21 protein-coding genes and 1 tRNA gene are annotated in these 16470 nt (G+C 54.8%); 18 read left to right on the forward strand and 4 right to left on the reverse strand.

The features are described 5' to 3' along the window. Positions 1-270, reverse strand: a 270-nt coding sequence (locus tag QE270_RS06835) for a winged helix-turn-helix transcriptional regulator (RefSeq protein WP_300037116.1), incomplete at its 3' end; no start/stop codon positions are given. 131 nt (positions 271-401) lie between these two features. Between QE270_RS06835 and ald the strand changes: the two genes are divergently transcribed. The 3 genes from ald to QE270_RS06850 all read left to right on the forward strand — a co-directional run bounded on the left by ald (position 402) and on the right by QE270_RS06850 (position 4245). Next, positions 402-1529: an alanine dehydrogenase gene (gene ald, locus QE270_RS06840; RefSeq protein WP_300037118.1), complete on the forward strand. Its 1128-nt coding sequence runs from the start codon at positions 402-404 to the stop codon at positions 1527-1529. Between the two features lie 31 nt (positions 1530-1560). Then, complete coding sequence (locus QE270_RS06845; RefSeq protein WP_300037121.1) at positions 1561-2577, forward strand: LacI family DNA-binding transcriptional regulator; 1017 nt, start codon at positions 1561-1563, stop codon at positions 2575-2577. 309 nt (positions 2578-2886) lie between these two features. Further along, complete coding sequence (locus tag QE270_RS06850) at positions 2887-4245, forward strand: VCBS repeat-containing protein (protein WP_300037124.1); 1359 nt, start codon at positions 2887-2889, stop codon at positions 4243-4245. A gap of 125 nt (positions 4246-4370) precedes the next feature. Here QE270_RS06850 and QE270_RS06855 read toward each other — a convergent pair. After that, positions 4371-4456: transfer RNA gene (locus QE270_RS06855), tRNA-Tyr, on the reverse strand. A 144-nt stretch (positions 4457-4600) separates the two neighbouring features. Here QE270_RS06855 and rlmB point away from each other — a divergent pair. The 3 genes from rlmB (at position 4601) to QE270_RS06870 (ending at position 7029) form a co-directional block, all read left to right on the forward strand. After that, positions 4601-5359 carry a 23S rRNA (guanosine(2251)-2'-O)-methyltransferase RlmB gene (gene rlmB, locus QE270_RS06860; RefSeq protein WP_300037127.1) on the forward strand — a complete coding sequence of 253 codons (759 nt, stop codon included), beginning with the start codon at positions 4601-4603 and terminating at the stop codon, positions 5357-5359. 13 nt (positions 5360-5372) lie between these two features. Next, positions 5373-5996 (forward strand): DNA-3-methyladenine glycosylase 2 family protein, encoded by a 624-nt coding sequence (locus tag QE270_RS06865; protein ID WP_300037130.1) that lies wholly within the window; start codon positions 5373-5375, stop codon positions 5994-5996. A gap of 214 nt (positions 5997-6210) precedes the next feature. Then, a complete protein-coding gene (locus QE270_RS06870; protein WP_300037133.1) occupies positions 6211-7029 on the forward strand; it encodes an SDR family oxidoreductase in 819 nt (272 codons plus the stop codon). On the opposite strand, the gene QE270_RS06875 is transcribed toward QE270_RS06870, so the two are convergent. Beyond that, complete coding sequence (locus QE270_RS06875) at positions 7019-7312, reverse strand: 4a-hydroxytetrahydrobiopterin dehydratase (RefSeq protein WP_300037136.1); 294 nt, start codon at positions 7310-7312, stop codon at positions 7019-7021. The genes QE270_RS06870 and QE270_RS06875 overlap by 11 nt on opposite strands. Positions 7313-7361: 49 nt before the next feature. Here QE270_RS06875 and ccmA point away from each other — a divergent pair, with 49 nt between their 5' ends. Together ccmA and QE270_RS06885 are read left to right on the forward strand one after the other, a co-directional pair. Further along, the gene (gene ccmA / locus QE270_RS06880; protein ID WP_300037139.1) at positions 7362-7973 is read left to right on the forward strand and encodes a heme ABC exporter ATP-binding protein CcmA; all 612 of its coding nucleotides are present in this window, start codon (positions 7362-7364) and stop codon (positions 7971-7973) included. After that, positions 7970-8617, forward strand: a complete 648-nt coding sequence (locus QE270_RS06885; protein ID WP_300037143.1) for a heme exporter protein CcmB — start codon at positions 7970-7972, stop codon at positions 8615-8617. The genes ccmA and QE270_RS06885 overlap by 4 nt, the downstream gene beginning before the upstream one ends. A 68-nt stretch (positions 8618-8685) precedes the next feature. Here QE270_RS06885 and QE270_RS06890 read toward each other — a convergent pair whose 3' ends face one another. Then, entirely contained in the window at positions 8686-9507 is an 822-nt protein-coding gene (locus QE270_RS06890; protein WP_300037146.1) for an SDR family NAD(P)-dependent oxidoreductase, read from the reverse strand. A gap of 100 nt (positions 9508-9607) precedes the next feature. Between QE270_RS06890 and QE270_RS06895 the strand changes: the two genes are divergently transcribed. The 10 genes from QE270_RS06895 to ybeY form a co-directional block, all read left to right on the forward strand. Beyond that, positions 9608-10183, forward strand: coding sequence for a NifU family protein (locus QE270_RS06895; protein ID WP_300037149.1), 576 nt, complete (start codon positions 9608-9610; stop codon positions 10181-10183). Between the two features lie 27 nt (positions 10184-10210). Further along, positions 10211-10801, forward strand: coding sequence for a malonic semialdehyde reductase (locus QE270_RS06900; protein ID WP_300037152.1), 591 nt, complete (start codon positions 10211-10213; stop codon positions 10799-10801). Between the two features lie 23 nt (positions 10802-10824). Then, complete coding sequence (gene tsaB / locus QE270_RS06905; RefSeq protein WP_300037155.1) at positions 10825-11433, forward strand: tRNA (adenosine(37)-N6)-threonylcarbamoyltransferase complex dimerization subunit type 1 TsaB; 609 nt, start codon at positions 10825-10827, stop codon at positions 11431-11433. Continuing rightward, complete coding sequence (locus QE270_RS06910) at positions 11430-11885, forward strand: GNAT family N-acetyltransferase (RefSeq protein WP_300037158.1); 456 nt, start codon at positions 11430-11432, stop codon at positions 11883-11885. Before tsaB ends, QE270_RS06910 begins: the two co-directional genes overlap by 4 nt. Before the next feature lie 95 nt (positions 11886-11980). Beyond that, positions 11981-12415 (forward strand): MucR family transcriptional regulator, encoded by a 435-nt coding sequence (locus tag QE270_RS06915; protein ID WP_300037161.1) that lies wholly within the window; start codon positions 11981-11983, stop codon positions 12413-12415. A 91-nt stretch (positions 12416-12506) separates the two neighbouring features. Continuing rightward, positions 12507-12929 carry a Fur family transcriptional regulator gene (locus tag QE270_RS06920; RefSeq protein WP_300037164.1) on the forward strand — a complete coding sequence of 141 codons (423 nt, stop codon included), beginning with the start codon at positions 12507-12509 and terminating at the stop codon, positions 12927-12929. Continuing rightward, on the forward strand, positions 12901-13701 hold the full coding sequence (locus tag QE270_RS06925) for a lysophospholipid acyltransferase family protein (RefSeq protein WP_300037167.1): 801 nt from the start codon (positions 12901-12903) through the stop codon (positions 13699-13701). The genes QE270_RS06920 and QE270_RS06925 overlap by 29 nt, the downstream gene beginning before the upstream one ends. Before the next feature lie 9 nt (positions 13702-13710). Next, positions 13711-15045, forward strand: coding sequence for a tRNA (N6-isopentenyl adenosine(37)-C2)-methylthiotransferase MiaB (gene miaB / locus QE270_RS06930; RefSeq protein WP_300037170.1), 1335 nt, complete (start codon positions 13711-13713; stop codon positions 15043-15045). Beyond that, positions 15046-16041 carry a PhoH family protein gene (locus tag QE270_RS06935; protein WP_300037172.1) on the forward strand — a complete coding sequence of 332 codons (996 nt, stop codon included), beginning with the start codon at positions 15046-15048 and terminating at the stop codon, positions 16039-16041. Continuing rightward, positions 16034-16470: rRNA maturation RNase YbeY (ybeY, locus tag QE270_RS06940; RefSeq protein ID WP_300037175.1), on the forward strand; the 437-nt coding region annotated here is incomplete at its 3' end. The genes QE270_RS06935 and ybeY, both read left to right, overlap by 8 nt.

Here is a 16470-nt window from a genome sequence, read left to right on the forward strand (position 1 = left end):
GTTCGCAACAGCGGCTTCAAACGCGGCCATTGCCTCTTCGCTTTGGCTATATAGCGTGATCGTGACCATGACTGTCGCGGAAAGTCCCAGCTTGCGTAAATTCACGTCGGCGCGATAGCCACGCAATATGCCTTCGTCTTCCAAGGCTTTTTGCCGGCGCGCCGCGGCACTCGGTGACAGGCCTGCCGCTTCACCCAACTCCATCTGAGTCGCGCGGCCATTTGCCACTAAAGCGCCAATTAATTTACGGTCAGCTCGATCAAGTTGCATATTATCTCTATTCTTCTTTAAAAATACGACGAATATATGCACTAATCCGGTGAATAAGTCGAATCTTTGCGGAGTATCGACGGTCCGACAATGCTATTTTTGCGTTAGACATATTTTCAGGAGCAAAAATCATGCGTGTTGGTGTCCCTAGCGAAATCAAAGTTCATGAATATCGTGTTGGCCTTACCCCGGGCGCGGTCCGCGAATATGTCGCTCATGGTCATCAGGTCGTCGTGCAATCCGGCGCTGGCGCTGGCATTATGGCGAGCGACGATGCCTATCGGGCTGCCGGTGCCGAAATCGCCGCAACGGCGGCTGAAATTTTTGCTGGCTGTGACATGGTCGTCAAGGTCAAGGAGCCCCAACCCAACGAATGGGTTCAGCTTCGCCGCGGGCAATTGCTCTTCACCTATCTACATCTTGCGCCCGACCCCGAACAGGCAAAGGGCCTGATCGCCAGTGGATGCACCGCCATTGCGTATGAAACCGTCACCGATGACCGTGGCACCCTGCCCTTGCTTGCCCCGATGAGCGAAGTTGCTGGCCGGCTCGCCATTGAAGCCGCTGGCCAAGCGATGCGCCGCAGCGAAGGCGGTGCAGGCATCCTGCTTGGCGGCGTCCCGGGTGTTCCGGCTGGACGTGTTACCGTTCTTGGCGGGGGCGTGGTTGGCACACATGCGGCGCGCATGGCTGTTGGCTTGGGCGCAGAGGTCACCATTGTTGACCGCTCAATCCCGCGCTTGCGTCAACTTGACGAAATGTTCAACGGGCGGGTCCGCACGCGTTATTCCACGCTTGAAACGATTGACCATGAAGTCAGCATTGCTGACGCTGTCATTGGCGCCGTGCTTATTCCGGGCGCAAGCGCACCGCGCCTCGTGACCCGCGAAATGCTGAAGCACATGAAACCGGGATCAGTGCTCGTTGATGTCGCCATTGACCAAGGTGGCTGTTTCGAGACATCGCGGCCAACGACCCATGCCGATCCTACTTATGTCGTCGACGGCATCATTCATTATTGCGTCGCAAACATGCCCGGCGCAGTGCCGCAGACAAGCGCGGCCGCGCTCAACAACGCGACCTTGCCTTATGGCCTTGCTCTGGCAAACAAGGGCGTCGCAGCGCTTGAAAGCAGCACGGAAACCGGACGCGGGTTGCTTGCCGGATTAAACGTACATCAAGGAAAAGTGACCAGCCAAGCCGTTGCAGAAAGTCTCAATCTGGAATTTGTCGCACCCGCAACCGCGCTCGCTGCGTGACTTGACCGCATGCCAGTGCTAACGGCGCCGCATGGTTAAAGAGGTTCGCATTACTGCGCATCAGATTGCGGCAATGCTTGGGGTGTCACAACCGACCGTATCGCGCGCCTTGCGTGGTGATAAGAAAGTCAGCGAAACCACGCGGGCGCGTATTGTCGCTCTGGCCAATGAGCTCAATTATTCCGTTGACCACAATGCCCTTCGCCTGCGCACACAGCAAACCAACTCCATCGCGCTCGTCATTTTGTGTCGGCGCGGCGAGAACAAAGCGAACATCAACCCGTTTTATCTGTCGCTGCTCGGTTGCATCGCGGCATCGGCATCTGAACGCGGTTATAATCTGATTATCTCTTTTCAGGACTCCCCCGATAACTTCTTTGCCAACTATACGGGCAGCCGGCAGGCCGATGGCCTCATCGTCATCGGCAGCGGGCAGAATGTCGAAGGCTGGCAGTTTTTTGCCGAATATGCGCGGCGCGAGACCCCAATGATCTGCTGGGGCGCAAGCAAAGAAGACCTTATTGCTGTTAAAAGCGACAATGTCCAAGGCGTTCGGCTGGCGATTGACCATTTGCTGCAAAGCGGTTGCAAGCAAATTGCATATATCGGCCCGACCAATAGCGAACAGCCGCAGTTTCAGGATAGGCTGACGACCTATATGGACGAAATGGCCAATAAGGCTATGCAGCCCATTTGTCCGCCCCTGCCCGAAAATGCCGTGCGGGAGGACCAAGGCTATGCCGCGGTCAAGGGCCTGATCCTCGACAAAATCGCGTTCGATAGTTTGTTTTGTGCAAACGACTTTATCGCGCTGGGCGCCATGCGGGCGCTTGACGAGCATAGCATTGTCATTGGCAAGGATGTCCGCGTTATCGGCTTTGATGGCATCGCAACGGGCGCCTATGCGCAACCACCGCTTACGACGATCGAGCAAGATTACGTCCAGGCCGGCGAAATGCTCGTCGAGGCATTGATCGCGGTGTTGAACGGCAAAGTGCCTAGCACTACCCCTGTTCCGGTAAAGTTACTTACGCGCGGAACAGCCTAGACGGCCTTTGGTCTGCCTTTTTCTTGCGTGCGCCTCATTTGAGTGCGAAACTGCGACGCAAACCAAACCTCAAAACGACATGCAACAGATAAGGCTGACGGGAACTTAGATGTCATTGAAGTGGGAAAATGGGATCATGGTGCACAATTATTGTAACGGTATGTTGCAAGAGCTGCCCAGATGAGAACCCCCAATATTCTGCTGCCGGTATTTTTGTTGTGCGGGTGCGGTGGAGAGCAACCACAGTCTGCACCGGCGGTCGTCATATCTTCAGCTCCTACTGCAACTCCGACGCCAAGTCCTGCCCCTATGCCATTTGTTGCACTCAAATTTGCGTATGAGGCACATCGCTTTTCAAACCGCGATGTCGTTCCAGAATACACATATGCAGGCGTGGTTTATTCGGGCGGACTGGCTGGCATATTCCCGCAAGGAAGTATCAGCGTAGATTTCCAGCGTGATAATTATCCCGAGGTCGTAGTGCCGCTTAATAAGGCGTACGGGACACCTGCATATGCCGCCATGCACTACCTACTTCTATCAAACGCAAACGGACGGTTAATGTATGACGCGGCGCATAATGCAGCCATGCCTTCTGTCTTCGGCGCAAGAAGGGCCGCAGTCTTATCGGTAGGTGGCAAAAGCGCTGCCTTCTTTATCGCCCACAATGTATCCGGCGTTTATGGAGATCCAAAGGCGCACGGTTCTGCAATTCTGCTTGGGCAAAGGGCTGGCGCAGTAACGACGCTATTGGACACCATCCCGCGGATCACAACCAAGCAAGGCTTGCCAGACAACGCTACCGACGCTCACTCGATGGCAACAGGTGACATAAATGGCGATGGTCTTGACGACATATTGATCGGGAATTGGAACCCATGGGGAGGTTTCCCGCCGACCATCTTACTGCAAACGCCCAGTGGCCAGTTTGCCGCGTCTAGCAGCATTTTTCCCGCATCCCTGCTGTCTGTGCCTTTAACAAACCCGAATTCCGAAGGTAATGAGAACAACAACTTACTGCTCGATCTGCATTTTGTCGACGTGAATGGAGACAAATACGCTGATCTGATTGCTGGTTTCGGCCATGGCTCCACGCCGAGCTTTTTGTTTATAAACCGGAACGGTCAATTCAGTTTTGAAGACCGGATTGCTCTGCCGCCAAGCGTGTATGGCATTAACACCAGCTTGCATATGGCGACAAAAAACGCCGACATTGATAATGATGGCGACCAAGATCTGGTCATATCATACTCACGATACGTGCCTTATTATGGCGGGAATTATATCCAGATTTTACGTAACGACGGCGGAAAGTTCACGGACACCACGGAAACTGCACTTCCCCAAGACCAGAGCTACATAATGGCCAAGCGGTTGGAGTGGTCATCTGATGTATTCATGCGTGATCTTGACAAAGATGGGTTGGTCGACATCTTGCACGGCCTTAATGACGGGCGCCTAATGGTCTATTTTAACAAGGGCGCAGGGCAATTCACCAGACTGACCACAACACTGCGCAACAACGCTTTCGGTCGATTGGTTGCCGTTGACGACTTTAACGCAGACGGCAAACAGGAGCTGTCATATTTCGAATACACAGGTGGTTCGAGTACCGAAAACACCTTCGCCCTAACTGTTTACGAACTAGACTTTCAAAAGCCCTCGTGACTGTTGCGGCTCCGATGACTTTTGTCAGGTGATTTAAGCCCCTCGGCCAGAGCCCACGGAGGCCCCAAGGCAAGCAAACAGAGGCAATTTAATACATTGGTGCTGACATGGAATAAGAGGGTAAATGGTGGACAGGGCTGGATTCGAACCAGCGTACGGAAAACCGGGCAGATTTACAGTCTGCTGCCTTTAACCACTCGGCCACCTGTCCACATCTTCGTCGGGGCATCATGTGTTGGCATGAGGGCCGGTCCCGCTGAAGAAGCAGCCCAATGGCGAAAGGGCCCTTGCCTGTCAATGCCTCAAGTGGGAAAGGGAGCCAGAACGTCCTCTTTTTAATTAGCAGGTAAATGAAATGTCTTCACATAAAAGCCACCGTCGCCGTGGTGCAGCCGTCATAAGCGGTAATCCCAAATTTTATGGGCGGCATGCCGTCTATGCCGCCCTCGACAATCCCGAGCGTCGCCTTATCAATTTATGGGGTACGCGAGAAGAAATCGGCAAAATCGTCGTGCCTGACGGGTTGACCGTGCAATATGCCGAGGTGAATGATTTGGCGCGCTTTGTGCCTAAGGATGCCCCGCATCAGGGCATAGTGCTTGAGGTTGCGCCGCTTGAGGATGTGTGGCTGACGGATGCGCTTGCCGTTGCCAATGACGACAACAGGCCTTTACTGATCCTTGATCAAGTGACCGATCCGCACAATGTCGGCGCGATTTTCCGGACCGCGGCTGCCTTTGGTGCCGTTGCGGTTGTTACGCAAGACAGGCACTCCCCACCCGAATCAGGCGCCTTGGCCAAAGCAGCGTCCGGCGGACTTGAAGTCATGCCATGGGTGCGTGTGGTAAACCTTGCCCGCGCGCTCGAGGAAATTGCCGAGGCTGGCTATTGGAGAATCGGCCTGACAGGCCATGCGGAGGTAACGTTGGACCAAGCGCTGACGCCGGGGCGCAACGCCCTTGTGCTGGGCGCCGAAGGCGACGGGATGCGCCACAATATCCAGGAACATTGTGACCAGCTGGCAAAACTGCCGATGAGCGGACAGATGGAGTCACTGAACGTCTCCAACGCAGCAGCGATTGCGCTGTACGCGGCGACCGTCCGGCGCGGCTGATGGGCGCACGCTAATGGGTATTCGGGCACAGCAGCTTCATGCCGCGCTTGACGCACTGGCGGCGATTGAGCCGGGTGTCGCCTCGGCCCTTGCCGTAACCGGCTATCCCGACGAACGGATAAGCGCACCGGGCTATGCCACATTGTTGCGCACGATAATTGGGCAACAAGTTAGCGTCGCATCAGCAGCGTCGGTCTGGAACAAGCTGGAGGCATTGCTGGGTGCAGGATGCCCGCCGGAGCAGTTGCTGGGGCAGGATTTCGATGCGTTGCGCGGCTGTGGCCTTAGCCGGCAGAAACAGGGCTATGCCCGGTCGCTGGCGGAACTGGTGCTGTCGGGCGCGTTGCCGCTCGACGCCTTGCCCACCGATGATGAGGAAGCGATTGCCTATCTCACGCAAGTGAAGGGCATTGGCCGCTGGTCAGCAGAAATCTATCTGCTGTTTGCCGAGGGCCGCGCCGACATCTGGCCCGCGGGCGACCTTGCGGTTCAGGAAGGCGTTGGCCGCTTGTTAAAGCTTGCGGTGCGGCCGTCCGAAAAGGAAATCCGCGCCATCGCCGAACGCTGGCGCCCGCATCGCGGGGCTGCGGCGATTTTTACTTGGCATATTTACGCCAAGGGCTTCCAAGCGATTTAGCTTTAGGCCTTTGTTCAGGCGCATGATTTGCGCCCTAGCGGTGGCTGAAAACGGGCTTAAAATCATCATAATCAGCAATAACCAATTTCAAACTATAAGCACTCGTCAGGCCCTTATGGTGCATCCCAGCTATGCAACATCTGCAATAATCAGTTGACGTTTCGAGCAAATTAATGTTGCTGACAACCATGTGAGTAAGAGAGGAATCATCATCATGTCGACAGCACAAAAAAGCATATTCATCACAGGCGCTGCGTCTGGTCTTGGCCGCGAAGTCGCGCGCTATTTTGCAAATATGGGCTGGTTTGTGGGTCTGGCGGATATTGATGAAAAGGGTCTGGACGACACCGCGGCCTTGCTACCAAAGGGCGAATATTCGCGCCACAGGCTGGATGTCGCAGACCGTGCGCAATGGAAAAAGGCCGTTGCCGCATTTGCCAAGCACACCGATGGCCATATGACCGTGTTGTTCAACAATGCCGGAATTGGCGCCGGCGGTCCCATTCAGGACATGACCGACGAAGATATTGACCGCATGATCGCGATTAACTTGACTGGCGTGATCAGCGGCACGCGCGCGTGCTTCGACCTGCTCAAAAACACAGCCGACGCGTGTGTGCTATATACCAGCTCAGCCGCGGGCATTTACGGTTCGGCTGGCTTAAGCGTCTATAGCGCCACTAAATTCGCAGTGCGCGGGCTCGCTGAGGCGCATGATATTGAATGGCGTCCCTATGGCATTAAGTCACGCAGCCTTATGCCCGGCTTCATCGATACCAACATCATCGGTAATGTCGACGCCAGCAGCAACATGACAGGCAAGGAGAGGCTTCAGTCCGCAGGCGTCGAGGTCAGCCCCGTCTCGATCATTGGTCCCGCCGCATGGGAAGCGATCCATGGGGAAAAGGTGCACACGCCAGTCAACAAAATGGCGAGGCAACTTGCCTTTTCAGCGCGCTGGTTCCCGAACCGCTTACGCAAGCAATTGGGTCTATTGGGCGGCCTTGGGGATGTGGTGCAGCTTAAACCATGATAGCATCAATGGCGGTGGCAAGATTAACGTCACGTTGTGACAATCCGCCTGCATCATGCGTTGTCAGCAAAATGTCGACGCGGTTGTATACGTTGAACCATTCAGGATGATGGTCCGCTTTCTCGGCCAAGATGGCGACGCGTGTCATGAAACCAAACGCCTCGGCAAAGTCGCCGAAGCGCACGCTACGGCGGATGCCTTTGGCGTCAGCATCATAGGTCCATTGCGGCAATTGTTGCATCGCTGCGTCGCGAGCGGTGTCATCCAGTCTTGAAACCTGCATCTGATAATCCTGCTTTTGCAATTGAACGAATTCATGCCTAAGTCGCGATATGTCGTCCCGTCAAGCATCCTTGCCGTCGCTTAGCCTTGAAAATGTCGCGGTCATTCGCGGTAATCGTCTGGTATTACGTGACCTGACGGTAACTGCGCGCGCAGGTGACATAATCTGGATAAGGGGCGCCAATGGATGTGGAAAATCCACTCTTCTGCGTCTCGTTGCAGGGTTGCTAACCGTTGCGTCCGGCGCGGTAAAAGCCGAAGGACGCATTGCCCTTGCCGATGAAAGCCTTGCGCTTGATGCGAATGTGACCGTTGAGCATGCGTTACAATTTTGGGCAGACATGGACGGTGCATCAGCGTCGGAACGCAGCGCAGCCTTGGCAGATATGGATTTACAAGGCCTAGCTAAAATCCCGGTACGCTTTCTTTCCACCGGGCAGCGCAAGCGTGCAAGCATTGCGCGGGTGTTGGCATCAAAGGCAGAGATCTGGTTGCTCGACGAACCCTATAATGGCCTCGACAGCGCAAGCTGCGCCCGGCTTGATCAAGCGATTACCAGTCGCGCAGCGTCGGGCGGGATTGTTCTTGTCGCTGCACATCAACCGCCCTCCATCAATGTAGCGCATAGCCTTGTGCTCGACAGCCAAGGGGATGTTGCATGAAGAGCTTCATCGCACTGGTCACCCGCGAGGTGCGCCTTGCTTGGACAGGGGGTGGCTTGTGGCTTCCTATTTTCTTCTATCTCGCAGTGGCCACGCTCTTTCCCTTTGTCACCGGTCCGGACAAGGCGCTGCTGGCGCGGACGGGCGGCGGTATCTTGTGGATAGCGGCGCTGTTGGCGACGCTTCTGCCCATTGAGCGCCTGATTTTACCTGACCGGCAGTCTGGGGTGCTTGATCAATTGGCACTGCGCGGTTGGTCAGATGAACTTGTCGCGACGGCCAAAATCGCGAGTCAGATTGTCGCCTTTGCCCTGCCATTGCTTCTCGCGACGGTGGTGGGTTCGGCGCTGATTGGATTGCCTGAGGCGCAGTTGGGCACTTTGCTGCTTGGCCTCGCACTCGCTTTACCCGCATTGTCGGGGCTTTCAGTGATGATCGCCGCACTCACCGCTGGCCTTAGCGGTGCGAGCGCGCTCGGCGGGCTGCTGCTTGTGCCGCTCACCATTCCCCTGCTTATCTTTGGCGCAGGTACTTTAGCCGAAGATCCCAGAAATGCGATGCAGTTGCTTGCGGCAACGTCGCTGGCAATAACGGCACTGTCACCCTTTGCGGCGGGCGCAGCATTAAGGGCGGGCCGCATCTAGGGTCGGAATGCCCATGCACCAAATAATGCATGGGCCTTAATTCTCAACCGCCTGCGCAATACACCGCTTTATTGCGCAGAAATCTTCTGAGCATAGCCGTCGGCCACCATCGCCTCGACCAAGTCGAACAGTTTTTCCGGATCCTGCGCGCGCAGAACGGGAATGCTGGCTTCCATGCCTTCTGCGATGACGATTTCGCGTTTTCCAGTGGCTACAGCGTCCCAAATGCGGCCGGCGACATCGTGCGGGTCAATGCCGTTTTCAATCGCGGCGTCGCTCACGCCACGAACCGAGCCATCGGCATTGAGAGCATTGCGCGACACGTTGGTTTTGACAGACCCCGGCGCCACAACGAGAACCTTGACCCCCTGCCCGGCCACTTCGCTGCGTAAGGCATCGGCATAGCCAATCAGGCCGTGCTTTGCCGCACAATAGGCCGTGCGCATCGGAATGCCGGCCTTTCCGGCCACGCTGGAGATCATCACGATCTGGCCAGCGCCACGCGAAACCATGTGTGGCAGCAGCGCCTGCGTAAGCGCAATCGGTGCGAGCAAATCGACATCAACAATGCGCTGGTACACCGACAAATCAGTGTCCACAGCGGGCGAGCGTTGCGATATGCCCGCATTGTTGACCAACACATCAACACTGCCTTGAAACGCAATAGCCTTCGACACTTTGTCGGCCAAGCCGTCATAGTCCACAGTGTCGAATGGCAAGACTAAACAACTCTCCGGCGCGCCAGTTTCGTCCGCAACACGTTGCAACTCGGCGACGTTGCGTCCCGACAATATCGCATGACCACCGCCGCCGACAAACGCCTTAGCAAGTGCCTCACCGATTCCCGACGATGCACCTGTGATCCAAGCTGTTTTGTGTGATTGACTCATTTTCTTTGTTCTCCTTATGCTATGTTACGTCAACATGGGCTTGGCCGCTGTCAAGACATTCTGGCTTGCACTTTGCTGTCCGCCGCACCACATGCGGGGAATGCTTATAGAAACTGAACTGACCCCTAACCCTTCGACCATCAAATTTCTGCCGGGAACTGTGGTCATGGACACCGGAACACGGGACTTTGCCTCTCCTGAAGAGGCAGAAGCTTCGCCTCTTGCCGAGGCGCTGTTTACGCTTGGCGATGTCACGGGCGTGTTCTTCGGACATTCGTTCATTTCGGTAACGGCTGCGCCGGGCGTCGAATGGGCAAGCCTAAAGCCAGATGTGCTTGGCATATTACTTGACCATTTCAGCGCCAATATGCCCTTGTTCAAGCCGGCGGCAGCTGGCTTCTCGGTGCCATCGGGTGACGCAGACTATCCACTTGATGATCCGGAAGATGCAGACATAGTGGTCCAGATCAAGGAATTGATAGAGACCCGCGTCCGCCCTGCGGTGGCCAATGACGGCGGCGACATCATTTATCGCGGTTTCCAAAAAGGCGTAGTATTCTTGCAAATGCAAGGCGCTTGCGCGGGTTGCCCATCATCCTCGGCCACGCTGAAAAACGGGATCGAACAATTGCTTAAGCATTATGTTCCCGAAGTCACCGAAGTGCGTGCAGCTTAAATTTTTTCCGTTTAGAAAGTTAACATCATGTCAGAACCATTGAACGATGCTGCTCTTGATCAGCTTTTTCGTGAGGCGCGCAGCTACAATGGTTATTTGGATACGCCAGTAACACAAAAGCAACTTGAGCAAATTTGGGATGTCATGAAATTTGGTCCTACATCAGCCAATTGCCTGCCCGCTCGGATCATCTGGTGCAATAGTGACGCTGCCAAGCAAAAGCTTGCCGCTCTGTGTATGCCAGCCAATGGTGACAAAATTCTGCAAGCACCGGTGACCGCCATCATTGGCATGGACTTGGAATTTTATGAAAACCTCCCTGAGCTGTTTCCGCACACAGATGCCCGCAGCTGGTTTGTTGGCAATGATGCGCTGATTGAAAAAACCGCCTTCCGCAATAGCAGCTTGCAAGGCGCCTATTTCATCCTTGCGGCGCGTGCGCTTGGGCTCGATACCGGAGCAATGTCGGGCTTCAACAATGCGGCGGTTGACGAGGCATTTTTTGCAGGCACAAAAGTGCAGTCAAATTTCATCTGCACCTTGGGCTATGGCGACAAGGCAAGCATTTTTGAACGCAGCCCCCGCCCTGCATTTGACCGCTTCAACAGCGTCATCTGATCCCGAAGCGGCAGCGGACCGTTATGCGGACATTGGTTATAGATACCGCGACGCGGGCATGCTCAGTCGCTTTATTCGACGGCAATGATCTCGTATCCGCACAACATGAAGTCATTGGCCGTGGCCACGCGGAACGCTTGCTCCTGCTCATCGCTGCTTTGCCAGATAGCGGCAAGGCGGACCAAATCTTCGTCAATGTCGGGCCTGGAAGCTTTACCGGCATTCGCGTGGGCGTTGCAGCGGCGAAGGCTTTAGGGTTGGCGTGGCATATCGACGTGCAAGGTTATGGCTGCCTGACATTAATCGCCGCAATGGCCCGTGCCCAAATGGCCGAACCCTTGGCAGTCGACGTGATTATGACTGGTGGCCATGGTGAGTATTTCTTTGAAGCTTTCGCCGCCGATGGGCAGTCAATGGAACCAGTATGCTCCATTCTGCCTGAGGCAGTGTCATCGCTTGCCACTGCGCTGAATGTCGCTGGAGATATTGATCTGCAGCGCGTGAACGGGAAATGGTTCGACCTGCTGCCCGATGCGCGCCATTGGGTGCACCTCCCCATGGGCAGCGGCCTGCCGCCGGTCCCTATATATGGCAGGGCGCCCGACGCGAAGCCATTGGCTATAAGCATATGATTCAAATCATTGAGGGCGACGCGCGCAATATTTCGGCCGTGATGTCGGTCATGAATGATGCATTCGATCCGCGTTTTGGTGAAGCATGGACTGCTGCGCAGCTTTTATCGACACTTGTTCTACCCGATTGTCGGCTATTACTTGCTATAGTTCAAGAAAGTGTCTGCGGTTTTGCGTTCGGCCGCTGGGTTCTTGACCACGAAGAACTATTAATGATTGGTGTGATGCAGCAGTGTCGGGGGCAACGCATCGGAAAAATGCTATTGTCAGAAATAGTTAATCGCGCACGCGCCGCGGGGGGAAAAAAATTGTTCTTAGAGGTCCGTGACGGCAACAATGCTTATGATTTCTACCTTAATTATGGATTCTTACCCATTGGTCGTCGCAAAAATTACTACAAAAATGCAGATGGTATCAATCCTGATGCGATTACTATGGAACTAAGTTTATAATAATGGCATTATATTACAGCGCAATTTGACGGCTAGAATTAAATCGGATAACTTAAGACACGATAAAAAAAATAACGGGTCTGGAGTTTTTCAAAATGTCACAAGAAAGTAACGATGTCACTGAATTTTTAATTACACTGACTGCAGATATTGTTGCAGCGCATGTCAGCAACAATAGCGTTGCCGTTTCAGATGTATCAAATTTAATCTCTAACGTACACGCAGCGCTCTCCGGAATTTCCGGACCTGCAGTGGTAGAAGAAATTGCGTTGGAACCAGCCGTGCCAATCCGTAACTCCATTAAGCGCGATTATATTGTCTGTCTGGACGATGGTAAGAAGCTGAAAATGCTGAAGCGTCACCTTATGACGCATTATGGCATGACGCCTGATGACTATCGCGCCAAGTGGGGCCTGCCCGCCGATTATCCAATGGTCGCCCCTGCCTACGCCGAACAACGCCGCGAATTGGCCAAGGCGATTGGCCTTGGGCGCGCGCCCGGATCTGGCCGTAAGAAAAAGGTGAAATAAGCTTTTTGCTTATCCGCGAGAATATAGGGCCGGGGACCTCTCCGGCCTTTTTCTTTGACGAATCATAGGGTGACACTAAATGTCTGTTCGGATGGATAGCAAAATCGACATTGAGGCGCTCTGCAACGACAGGGGCCTGCGCATTACGGACCAGCGTCGCGTTATCGCGCGTGTAATTTCCGATGCAACCGACCACCCCGATGTTGAGGAGCTGTATCGCCGTTCTTCGGCAATCGACCCCAAAATTTCGATTGCCACCGTATACCGCACTGTGCGTCTTTTCGAAGAGGCAGGGATATTGGACCGCCACGATTTCGGCGATGGCCGCGCCCGTTATGAAGCATCGCCCGAAGCGCATCATGACCATCTGATCGATGTCGAAACCGGCAAGGTCGTCGAATTCGTCGACCCGGAGCTTGAGGCATTGCAAAAGATTATCGCTGAGCGGCTTGGATATCGATTGGTTGATCACCGTATGGAGCTTTATGGCGTCGCCATCGACCGCAAGGAGTGAACGCCGCAATCCAGCCGCATTTGTCGCAGGGCAGTTCTTGTTTTTGGCCCGCCTTCTGCTCATGGCCTGCAGCCTGATCGCCACCCTGTTGCTACATAATATATGGCGCTTGTTCCGCAGACCATCACCTTGGCCACGCTTGTTCCTTTTGTCGATCAGCTGGACCAGCGGCATCGCGACCGCAACGACAGGCACACGCCTGCGCGCCAATGTTTTTTACGCGGCAAACCACCATAGCTGGATCGATATACCGGTAATGTCGGGTGTCACTGGTTGCACTTTCGTAGCCAATGACGGAATTGAAAGCTGGCCGCTGATTGGTTGGCTCTGCAAGATTAACAACACGATCTTCGTCAACCGCGAAAATCGGGCGAGTGTTGGCAGTCAGGTCAATGTTCTCCGCGCCGCCATGACGGGTCCCCAGCCGGTCACGATCTTTCCCGAAGGTACAACGCATGATGGGTTTGGTCTACTGCCGTTCAAACCGTCCCTTTTCGCGGCGCTCGTTCCCCCGCCAACAGGTATGCTCGTTCAGCCAGTCTATCTCGATTACGGTCACCACACCCCACGCGTTGCCTGGATTGGTGACGAAAAGGTGACCGAGAATTTCTGGCGGTTACTCTCTTATCTAAGACCGATAACGGCCATCTTGCATTTTCTTGAGCCATTTGATCCAGCCCACTACCCCGACCGCAAGGCGATTTCCGCTGAAGTAAGGGCGCGTATCGGCGCTGCAATGGATGGTGGCGGCAACGCGGCCCGCTATGTATAGACACGCGTTATGAGCACGGATTCCCCAAAAACCTATTCGATCAAAAACTATGGCTGCCAAATGAACGTCTATGATGGCGAACGCATGGCCGAAATGTTTGAAAGTCAGGGTATGACGCAAGCTGACGAGAAGGCGAATGCCGACCTCGTCGTTCTCAATACCTGCCATATCCGCGAGAAAGCGGCGGAAAAGGTCTATTCGGAAATTGGCCGCTTGCGCCGCAAGGATGGGACCAGCCCCGTGATCGCCGTGGCCGGCTGCGTCGCGCAAGCCGAAGGCGGTGAAATCAGCCGCCGAGCGCCCGAAGTCGACATTGTCGTCGGCCCACAGGCCTATCATAATCTGCCCGACATGATCGCAGCGGTTGGACGCGGCCAACGCGTGGTTGACCTTGATCTACCAGGCCTCGACAAATTCGGCAAGCTGCCCGCGCGCCAGAAACAACCGCCATCAGCGTTCTTGACGGTTCAGGAAGGCTGCGACAAATTCTGTACCTATTGCGTCGTACCCTATACCAGAGGCGCGGAAATTTCGCGTGGTTGGGCCGATCTGATCGACGAGGCAAAGGCCATTGTTGACGCTGGCGCCAAAGAAATCACCTTGCTTGGCCAGAATGTAAACGCATGGGCTGGCGAGGACGACACAGGCAGGCTCCAATGCCTTGATGGCCTTATCCGCGCGCTCGACAGAATAACGGGACTTAACCGAATCCGCTACATGACCAGCCATCCGAACGATATGACCGAAGGGCTGATCGCCGCGCATGGGGATGTTGAAAAACTGATGCCATTCCTGCATCTGCCGGTGCAATCAGGTTCCGACCGCATCCTCAAAGCCATGAACCGCAGCCATAGCCGCGACAGCTATATGCGCATTCTTGATCGCGTCCGCGCCGTGCGGTCTGACATCGCCTTTTCCGGCGACTTTATCGTTGGCTTTCCGGGCGAAACTGATGCCGATTTTGAGGACACGTTAAGCCTTTTGCGCGAAGTGGGCCATGCGCAGGCTTACTCATTCAAATACAGTCCGCGTCCTGGAACACCAGCCGCTGACATGGCCGACCAGATACCGATGCCCGTGATGGACGAGCGACTACAAAAGCTTCAAGCGCAGATTGTCGCTGACCAGACAGCGTTCAACGATAAGACCGTGGGCCGTACAACAGATGTCTTGTTGGAAAGGCCGGGAAAGTTCGCCGGGCAACTTATTGGTAAATCGCCATGGCTTCAGTCCGTTCATGTCCTTGCGCCGGACCTTTCAATAGGCGATATCGTTACAGTACAGATTACCGATTCTGGACCACTTAGCCTAAAAGGTGTACCAACGATGAGAGCAGCTGCCTGAATGGCCAAAAAAGCCCAAGCGCAAGCCGGTGACTTGTCCCGGCTCGAAATGAGTTTCGACAAACCGCACCTAATCAGCGCGGTTTTTGGCGAATTTGACCGTAATCTGGTTACAATCGAAAACCGCCTTGGCGTGTATATCTCAGCCCGCGGCAACCGTGTCCAGATTGAAGGGGAGGCTGGCGCCATTGGCCGCACACGCGACGTTCTCAACGACATTTATTCCCGCCTATCGCGCGGACAGGAAATCGATACCGAAGCTTTGCAATCCATCATCGCCATGACCGCAGAACCTACCTTGGAGGGCATTGTCCGCAAGGATGCCGCTGACGCACCGGGCATCATGATCCGCACGCGCAAGAAAACCCTCGTCCCCCGTTCTGCAACGCAAATTCCCTATATGGAGGCGCTTGCGCGCGACGAGATTATCTTCGCACTTGGGCCAGCAGGCACTGGTAAAACCTATCTGGCCGTTGCGCAGGCCGTTGCCATGCTGATTACTGGCGCTGTTCAACGCCTTATCCTGTCACGTCCAGCGGTAGAGGCTGGTGAGCGGCTTGGCTTCTTACCAGGCGATATGAAGGAAAAGGTCGACCCCTATTTACGGCCAATTTATGATGCCTTGTATGACTGCTTGCCTGCAGAACAGGTGGAGCGGCGCATTGCATCGGGCGAGATTGAAATCGCGCCAATCGCGTTCATGCGCGGCCGAACACTGGCTGATTCATTCATTATTCTGGATGAAGCCCAAAATACCACAGCTGCGCAGATGAAGATGTTTCTGACCCGTTTTGGCATGAACAGCCGCATGGTCGTGTGCGGAGACCCGCATCAGGTCGACATTCCCGGCGGCGAACGCATGTCGGGCCTGAACGACGCTGTGCAGCGCCTAGAAGGTGTAGACGGTATCCAGACCATCCGTTTCAACAGCAGCGATGTTGTCCGCCACCCACTCGTCGGCAAGATCGTCGACGCATATGAGGGCGGGCATGATTGATGTTGACCTTATGCTGGCCACAAATCAGGGCGGCATTGACTGGGGTATAATCGAGTTTGGGCAGATCGAGGCAGAAAAAGCCGTCGACGCGGCTGTTCGCTTTGCTGCGATCCCTGAACTGGCGGATCCAGTCGTTCCCGTAAGCGTCAGTGTCAAGCTGTCTGACAATGCTGAGGTACACGCACTGAACCTCGAATGGCGCGATAAGGACAAGCCGACGAACATTTTGTCTTTTCCAATGCTCGATGGCGAAGAATTGGATGCCTTACTTGCGGGTACCTATGATGCCCCCGAAATCATGCTAGGTGACATCATACTTGCGTATGAAATCTGCGCTGCCGAGGCCGAGGAAAAGAACATTCCCGTCGCACATCATGCGACCCATTTGGTCATTCACGGCATGCTGCATTTGCTCGGCCACGACCATAT

It is taken from the genome of Sphingorhabdus sp. (genome assembly GCF_029865925.1).
Lineage (GTDB): Bacteria > Pseudomonadota > Alphaproteobacteria > Sphingomonadales > Sphingomonadaceae > Sphingorhabdus_B.